Source organism: Paraburkholderia sp. TE9906, assembly GCF_056279605.1.
The window spans coordinates 68,542-76,791 of the sequence record NZ_JBWCCT010000023.1 but is presented as its reverse complement, the minus strand read 5'-3'; the positions used below and the strand labels follow the sequence as shown (position 1 = coordinate 76,791).

At 62.8% G+C, this 8,250-nt stretch carries 6 protein-coding genes and 2 pseudogenes; 5 read left to right on the top strand and 3 right to left on the bottom strand.

All coding sequences use genetic code 11. The features are described 5' to 3' along the window. Positions 1-571: 571 nt before the first annotated feature. The gene (locus ACZ9H4_RS35465) at positions 572-1,618 is read right to left on the bottom strand and encodes an IS110 family RNA-guided transposase (RefSeq protein ID WP_476122802.1); all 1,047 of its coding nucleotides are present in this window, start codon (positions 1,616-1,618) and stop codon (positions 572-574) included. A 403-nt stretch (positions 1,619-2,021) separates the two neighbouring features. Here ACZ9H4_RS35465 and ACZ9H4_RS35460 point away from each other — a divergent pair, with 403 nt between their 5' ends. Further along, a complete protein-coding gene (locus ACZ9H4_RS35460) occupies positions 2,022-2,303 on the top strand; it encodes a transposase (RefSeq protein WP_476122806.1) in 282 nt (93 codons plus the stop codon). Here ACZ9H4_RS35460 and ACZ9H4_RS35455 read toward each other — a convergent pair. Then, positions 2,275-3,318: pseudogene (locus ACZ9H4_RS35455) on the bottom strand (MFS transporter); the annotation flags it as partial. The gene ACZ9H4_RS35460 and the pseudogene ACZ9H4_RS35455 sit on opposite strands and share 29 nt — an antisense overlap. Before the next feature lie 377 nt (positions 3,319-3,695). Here ACZ9H4_RS35455 and ACZ9H4_RS35450 point away from each other — a divergent pair. Both ACZ9H4_RS35450 and ACZ9H4_RS35445 read left to right on the top strand, forming a co-directional pair. Beyond that, a complete protein-coding gene (locus ACZ9H4_RS35450) occupies positions 3,696-4,007 on the top strand; it encodes a high-potential iron-sulfur protein (RefSeq protein WP_476122800.1) in 312 nt (103 codons plus the stop codon). Positions 4,008-4,083: 76 nt separating this feature from the next. Further along, positions 4,084-4,302 (top strand): annotated as a pseudogene (locus ACZ9H4_RS35445) ((2Fe-2S)-binding protein); the annotation flags it as partial. 389 nt (positions 4,303-4,691) lie between these two features. Here the strand turns inward: ACZ9H4_RS35445 and glcC are convergent. Continuing rightward, on the bottom strand, positions 4,692-5,456 hold the full coding sequence (gene glcC / locus ACZ9H4_RS35440) for a transcriptional regulator GlcC (RefSeq protein ID WP_408157672.1): 765 nt from the start codon (positions 5,454-5,456) through the stop codon (positions 4,692-4,694). A gap of 221 nt (positions 5,457-5,677) precedes the next feature. Between glcC and glcD the strand changes: the two genes are divergently transcribed. Continuing rightward, positions 5,678-7,177: a glycolate oxidase subunit GlcD gene (gene glcD, locus ACZ9H4_RS35435; RefSeq protein WP_476122798.1), complete on the top strand. Its 1,500-nt coding sequence runs from the start codon at positions 5,678-5,680 to the stop codon at positions 7,175-7,177. After that, positions 7,177-8,244 (top strand): glycolate oxidase subunit GlcE, encoded by a 1,068-nt coding sequence (glcE, locus tag ACZ9H4_RS35430; protein ID WP_476122796.1) that lies wholly within the window; start codon positions 7,177-7,179, stop codon positions 8,242-8,244. Before glcD ends, glcE begins: the two co-directional genes overlap by 1 nt. Positions 8,245-8,250: the final 6 nt, after the last annotated feature.

Here is an 8,250-nt window from a genome sequence, read left to right as displayed (position 1 = left end):
GCGACGGCTGAACGAGCGCCCGAGAAAGACGCTGGACTACGAAACGCCAGCCGAACGATTCCAGCAAACTATTGCATCCACCGGTTGAATCCGCCCCCGGAAGCTGTCATTGCGGCGTCAGGAGTCCGAATGGCAGTTGTGGGTGTGCGCCGTGAAAAGGCGGCGTTTTCCAGCGGGTGTAAGTCCCGCCCGGCAACCGCTCCAGCCGGAAGCAACCTATAAGGACGTTCCCCTTTTTGCAAGCTTGGGGTTCATTCGGTCATTGATTGATTCCGATGTTGTGGCGGACGCGATGGCGGATCGGCGGCGGGGCAGACTGCACACCTATAAACGGCCTTGTTGGGGCACTGTCGGTGCTGTGCCCGGGCCCGGATAGTAACCGCGCAGCAGGACTCCATCCGGAGCGCGGCGCCACGCATGAGATGCGTCGCCTGGAGCTTCCGCGAGTTCGCCTGCTGCCGGTCTGACCTGTCGCTATCCATGCCTATTGCGTCCTTGTGTTGGGAGTGGCCCCTTTGGGGTGCCGTACGCTGGTCTCCTGCGTTTCAGGGGTGGTGGTGCGGCTCATGAGTCACGACGGACGGATTGGGGTATAGGAGGTGTCGAAGCGCTCGCCTTTGGCGAGGATCGCCCAGAGGATTCGCGCGTGCTTGTTGACGATGGCCACCAGCGTTCGATACCAGCCTACCCGTGCATGCAGCTGGACGATCCAGCGCGAGAGCCGATCGGTTCGCCGGTGGGCGCTAGTCAGGGCCGAGCGCGCACCCTGGAACAGCAGGGTGCGCAGATAGGTGTTGCCCTGCTTGGTGATGTGGCCGAGCCGAGTCTTACCGCCACTGCTGGCCTGTTTGGGCACAGAGCCAAGCCAGGCGGAGAATTGCCGTCCGTTCCTGAACACGCGCGCGTCACCGACGGTCGCGACGGCGGCCGACGCGGTGAGCGGCCCGATGCCAACGATGGCCATCAGCCGTTGCGCGTTGGTGTCATGTTTGACCCGCGCGGCAATCTGCGAGTCACACCACGCGATCTGCTCGTCGAGGGCCTGGATGTGATGCCAGCCTGCGAGGAGCGCGGCGCGTGCGATACCGTCCAGCTCCGTGGTCCCGTCCTCCAGTGCTTCGACGAAGTGGCCACGGAACGCGTCGATGCCTTGCGGGAGGAACACGCCGAACTCAAACAGTTCTCCACGCAGGCGGTTGACGAGTGCCGTACGTTCCTCGACAAAGCCGCTGCGCATCCGGTGCAGCACCAGCACGTTCTGCTGGTCAGCGGTCTTCAGCGCGACGAAACGCATATGGGGGCGGCTCGCCGCTTCACAGATGGCTTCTGCGTCCAGCCGGTCGTTCTTCACGTGCTTGCCGCCTTTGCGGTAGGCTGCGGCGAACTGCGGGGCGATCAGGCGGACTTCGTGGCCGAGCGCGCGTAGCTTTCGGCCCCGGTAGTGGGCCGCGCTGCAGGCTTCCATGGCCACCAGGCAGGGCTCGAGATTGGCAAACCATTCGAGAAACTTCTGCCTTGGGATCGCCTTTCTGACTGCCACGTGCTCCATTGAGTCGACTCCATGTACCACGATCAGGTTCTTGGCGAGATCGACGCCGATACGAGTAATCTTGTCCATGACTTTCCCCTTCTCAGATGGATTGCCAGCACCAACCATCGTGGCATATCTACGCCAAGGGATGGGGAAAGTCCTTTCTAATTCGGAGCAGTCATGAAGGTAACGAAATGGCTGAAGCCTTCGGTTAAGCGTGTCACGAATTGGTGACAGCGCGAGTGTGCAGGCCGTAACGTGAGTGAACGCTGAGCAAGCCTCGAAAATGCCGATGCGCAGGCCGACCCGGCGACCCTTTCGGGGAAGGCTGATACGACTGGATGGATGAGCGAAGCCGTGCCGCCAGTCGCTGCGCCGGGGTAGTGGCGACAGCATGTACACAAGGAAAGCGCACGCAACATGTAGTGGTCTAATTTCCTCGGACAGGTCGATAGGAGGACAATCCTGAATCGACGAGGAAAAACGATAGATGACAAGAAGGCGCCGACAATTTGACGCCAGCTTCAAGCTGGAAGTGGTACGGATGGTACGGGACCAGGGGTTATCGGTGAGCGAAGTTTGCCGGTCGATGGACCTGGTTGAGACAGCTGCCCGCGCAGCAGCAGGAGCAGCGCGATCAGCACGAGGACGATCGTCAGGCCGACAAATAGCAGTGTCGCGTGTTGAATGCCGGCGAGCTGCACGGCGATACCCAGGCCGATCACCGGGAGTGAGATCGCCACATAAAGCACGACGAAATAGCTCGACGTGACTTCAGCTCGCCGATGCGCGGGCGCCACCGACGCGATCTCGCCCAACCCGGCGCGGAAGCTGATGCCTTGTCCTATTCCCGCCAGAGCGGTGCCGAGCAAAAGCGCGCCTAGCGATTGTTGCGGACCGCACAGGCCCACACAGACCAGTCCCACGACGAGTCCGATGCAGCCAACCGCTTGCCGCCAGCGAGCACCAATCATCGTCTGCACGATTTGCCCGACAGCGGAGCATGCGAACAGCAGGAACACGATCGAGCCGGTCAGGATACCGCCGTGAATGCCGAGCACGACCGAAATCAGCTGAGGGGCGACCGCCGCAAAGAAGCCCACCACGACGAAACCGGCAAAGCCCGCCAGCGCGGCAGGAATGAACGCACGACGTACCTCGACGGGAAGCGAGATTCTCTGGATGCCGAGCTTCACCCGCGCGGGAGTCGCGGCGGTTTCCGGCACGCTGAGAACAGCGAGCGCGGCGATGCCGACCAGCGCGAGATGCACCACGTAGGGCAGCCGCGTCGGCCATGGAAATAGCTCGACCAGGATGCCGCTCAGCAAAGGCCCGCAACCGAGCCCGAGCATATTGGAGGCGGTCGCCGCAAGCATGGCTTTACCGCGCCATGCAGGCGGTGCGAGTTCGATCACGGCGACAGTGGCGGTTCCGGTGAAGATGCCAGCCGAAAGGCCCGACAGCAGGCGGCCCAGCATCAGCAGAGCCAGCCCGTCACTGGCCAGAAAGGTCAGCGACGATGCGGCCGACGCGCACAACCCCGCCATCAGCATGCGACGACGGCCCAGCTGATCGGACCAGTTGCCGAACACCAGCAGCGCACCGAGCACGCCGAGCGCGTACGACGCGTAGATCACGGTGATGACAGTTGATGTGAAACCGTACTGCTGCTGGTAATACCGATAGATCGCCGTCGGCAAGGTCGTGCCCATCATATTGATAGCGAACGCCAATGCCACGGCCAGAAATGCGATCGGGGACTGCGGTGTGCCCGAAACTGCTTTCATCAAATGTCCCAACAGTGGTTCGAAGAGTGCGGGCAATTATGGGCAATCTTTTGTCTTTTTGCTGGGCGCCTGGCAATGCGATCAGCGCCGGCCATCGTTTTTTTCCATTGCGCATTGTCGTGTGCGCAAGTGCCGCCGGAGCAATTAGTTTCCGCGGAGAAAGTATGAAACCGTCAGGTGCCTTCTTGTGATCGTCGGGTGCCGCTGAAATAATCGGCTCGCTTGTGTGTCCGATGAGCACGTCGGCATTAGTCGGCGTGTATTTGTGATGGACATGCTCGCGCTGGGCGTGCGCTAGGTGCTCGATCACAGGCAGACGATCGCACTTTCGTGGCGCCGCCTCAACGTTTGCTCGTAGCATGACAAAGGTATTGAACATGAGAACCAGTCGACGCACCTTCATCATTCATTCGGTCGGCACCGCCGCGCTAGCGATGACCGGAAGTTCAATCTGGGCTGCACCGCTGCAGCTTCAGGAGAGCGATCCCGCGGCGCAGAGCCTTGGCTACAAGGCCAATGCGGCCCAGGTCGACCGCACGAAATACCCGCATTACAGCAATAACCAGCATTGCGCAAACTGCGTCTACTATCATGGCAAGCCATCCGACGCCAACGCGCTCTGTTCACTGTTCGGTGCAAAGCAGGTGAGCGGCGCCGGATGGTGCAACGCGTATCAGGCAAGAGCATGAACGGCGGGTGCAGGTAAGCTGAATCACCAGGCTACGCGGGCAGTTGTCGAGCGCGTCCACAACGAGGAGTGAACGGATGGAGCTGATTGTCAATGGGGTGCATCACAACGTCGACGCCGACGCGAACATGCCGCTGCTGTGGGCGGTGCGCGATCTGTTGGGATTGCATGGCACCAAGTTCGGTTGCGGCGTGGGCGCATGCGGCGCGTGCACCGTCCATCTCGATGGCGTGGCGGTGCGCTCGTGCGTCACGTCGCTTGCGGATGCACAGGGCAAGCCCGTGACGACGATGCAGGAGCGTTCGGCCATCGGCACGATCGACTTCGCCGGCATCCACGAGTTCGACAAGGACAACCTGGTCAAGGCGCTGCGCGCGGTCGGGCTCTCGGAAGGCCGGTGTTCCCGCCGGACTGACGGTAAGGCCGTTTAAACCGACCACGCATATCAGCGGCCGGTTGCTCCATTCCCTTGACAGGCCTTTATCACGCCATGCGGAAGCGTTCACCGAGGTGCTCCTCCCCGTTGTACAGCGTGAGGTCGCTGCGGGAAGCCTTATTGCGTAAGGAAGGTCTTACGCGCTGAACTGGGCATGAACCGGTGATGCAGACATCTTTTTCAGGACGGATGGCTGCGCCAATACGTGACGTGATGTCATTCGCATGTATCGGAACCGATTGTCCACCCTTACTTCCACCCTTCGAGCCGAAGCGTTGCCCGCACGAGGCGTTGCTCCTCATTCTCGATCTCGCGCAGATAGTCGATGACGTTGCGGATATGCTCGCTCGCCGCCTTGCGCGCCTGCTCAGGCAGGCGTCCGGTGACAACGTTGTAGAGGCGGGCATGCTGCCGGTCGATCTGCTTCTTGAGTGGCGCGCGGTGATACAGATTGTTGACGGAGGCGAAGACGGAGCTCAGCAGCAGGTCCGTCAGCGATTGAAGCGTGTTGACGAGGATCGGGTTGTGCGACGCCTCGCAGATCGCGCGATGAAACGCGTGGTCGAGCTTCGCGCGCTCGTCAGGCGGCAGGTCCTGGGCATCGGGCGCGATCATTTCCTCATAGCGCCGCGTGATCAGGATGAAATCGGCCTCGGTTCCACGCCGTGCTGCGAGGCGGGCCGCCTCGGCCTCAAGCATCCCGCGTACCTCGAAGAGGTCATAGAGCGTGCGCGGCTGCGACGCGAGCAAGTGCATCATCGGCGTGATCTGTGCCTGCTCGGTCAGGTTGGCGACGAATGATCCCTTGCCGTGCACTGTCTCGATCACGCCGCGTGCGCGCAGTAACTTCATCCCCTCGCGCAACGCTGTGCGTGACACGCCGAGCTTCTGCGTGAGGCGCCGCTCGGACGGCAGAGCTTGCCCGACCCTGAGGATGCCTTCGACGATCAGCTTCTCGATGCGCTCGGCCGCCACATCGGCAACACGCCGCGCGACAGCGGCTTCTGCATTCATTTTCATACTGGTATGACCACGTTAGGGCGACTGGGGTAATTTTCGCACGAACTCCCGTCTGTATTGGCTTTTGAGGTCGTGCAATAGCCCACGTCCAGTGCCTTTGGAAAAAACTGGTATTACCACCGCTGCTGGCACTCGACAGCCGCGCCGGCACCCGGAGAATCGCTGCATTCTCGGCAATAGGGCGCTCTGCGCTGCGCGCAGAGCGGGACAAGGCAATGAGCTTCATGTATGACGAAGAGATCGACGGCCCGCTGCCGACGGTCGACCGCGCAGATCTTGCGACAGCACTGCGGGCGGGCGCTCCCGAACTGGAAATTCTGACTGAGCTGGAGGATCTGCGGCCGTTCGAATGCGACGGCCTCGCCGCCTATCGAACGGTGCCTCTGCTCGTCGTCCTGCCGTCAACCGTCTACGAAGTGCGCGCCGTGCTGCAGATCGCAGCGGCGCGTGGCGTGCCGGTCGTGGCGCGCGGTGCGGGAACAGGCCTGTCGGGCGGCGCAATGCCGCTCGAGAAGGGCATCCTGCTCGTCATGGCGAAATTCAACCGGATCCTCGAAGTCGATCCGCACGCGTGCATCGCGCGCGTACAGCCCGGCGTGCGCAATCTTGCCATTTCACAGGCAGTCGCACAGCACGGCCTCTATTACGCGCCCGATCCTTCGTCGCAGATCGCATGCTCGATCGGCGGCAACATCGCCGAGAACGCGGGCGGCGTGCACTGCCTCAAGTATGGCCTCACCGTGCATAACATCCTGAAGCTCGACATGCTGACGATCGACGGCGAGCTGATCACGCTCGGCGCCGATGCGTTCGACAGCCCTGGCTTCGATCTGCTCGCCCTCTTCACGGGCTCGGAGGGGATGCTCGGTGTCGTCGTCGAGGTGACTGTAAAGCTCCTGCCGAAGCCGCAGAGCGTCAAGGTGCTGATGGCGAGCTTCGATGACGTCGCGTGTGCGGGCGGGGCGGTGGCGGACATCATCGGCGCGGGCGTGATTCCAGGCGGCCTCGAAATGATGGATAACCTGTCGATCCGTGCGGCCGAGGATTTCGTTCACGCCGGCTACCCGGTCGATGCCGAGGCGATCCTGCTCTGCGAGCTGGACGGATCTCAGGACGACGTCGAGGAGGACGCCGAACGCGTTGGCGCTCTGCTGCGGGAAGCCGGTGCAACGGAGCTGCGCGTCGCGCGCGACGAGGCCGAGCGGCAGCGGTTTTGGGCGGGCCGCAAGAACGCGTTTGGGGCCGTGGGCCGCATCTCGCCCGACTACTACTGCATGGATGGCACGATTCCGCGGCGCCAGTTGCCACGCGTGCTGAAGGAGATCGCCAGACTGTCGGATGAATTCAGCCTGAAGGTCGCCAACGTGTTTCATGCAGGCGACGGCAACATGCATCCGCTGATCCTTTTCGACGCAAACAAGCCCGGCGAGATGGATCGCGCCGAGGCACTCGGTGGCCGGATCCTCGAACTGTGCGTTGAGGTGGGCGGCAGCATCACGGGCGAGCACGGCGTTGGCCGCGAGAAGATCAATCAGATGTGCGTGCAGTTCAACAGCGACGAGATCGAGTATTTCCACGCAATCAAGGCGGCATTCGATCCATCGCGTCTTCTCAATCCCGGCAAGAACATCCCGACGCTGCATCGCTGCGCCGAATTCGGCAAGATGCACGTCCACCACGGCAAACTTTCCTTTCCTGAACTGGAGCGGTTCTGATGCGTCGCGAACTGGATTCGATGGACGACAGCGTCGCGTTGATCGCGCAGGTGGAGGCGGCGCGCGCCGCGCGCACGCCGCTGCGAATTCGCGGCGGCGACAGTAAGGCATTTCTCGGACGCGTGGTTGACGCAACTGAGATCGATACGCGCAGCCATCGCGGCATCGTTCATTACGACCCGACCGAACTCGTCGTGACGGTGCGTGCAGGCACGCCGTTCACCGATGCTGAAGCTGCGCTTGATGACGCCGGCCAGATGCTGCCGTTCGAAGCGCCCGCGTTCGGCGGTACGGCCACAATGGGCGGCGTGTTCGCGAGCGGCGTGTCCGGTGCGCGGCGTCCGTGGGTCGGCGCGGTGCGCGACTTCGCTCTCGGCTGCCGCGTGATCACGGGCGACGGCAAGCACCTGCGCTTCGGCGGAGAAGTGATGAAGAACGTCGCCGGCTATGACGTGACGCGGCTAATGGCGGGGAGTTTCGGCTGTCTCGGGCTAGTGACCGAAGTGTCGTTCAAGGTGCTGCCGAAACCGCGCGAGACGCGCTACGTCGCGCTCGAACTGACTCCGGACGCTGCGCGCAAGCGGCTCGCCGACTGGCGCCTGAAGGGCCTGCCCGTCGCGGGCGCATGCCACGCTGATGGCGTTCTGCAACTGCGTCTCGAAGGCGGCGTGGGCTTTGTGCGCGCCGCGCGCGAGGCGATCGGCGGCGTCGAGGGCGATGCAGGATTCTGGACCAGATTGCGCGGCTTTACGCTGCCGTTCTTCGCGGATGCTCGCCCGCTCTGGCGCTTGTCGGTGGCCGTCGATGCGCCGCATCCGGCATTGCCGGGCGACGTGCTCCTCGACTGGGGAGGCGCGCAGCGTTGGTTGAAGACCGACGCCGATACAAGCGAAGTCCGCCGCATCGCACGCGAACTCGGTGGTCACGCGAGCGCGTTCACGCCGCGTGTGACGGACACGCCGTTCCAGCCGCTCCCCGAGCCGCTGATGCGATTGCACAAGCGCCTGAAGGCGCGGCTCGACCCGCTGGGGATCCTCAACCCGGGCAGACTCTACGCAGATCTCTGACACTGA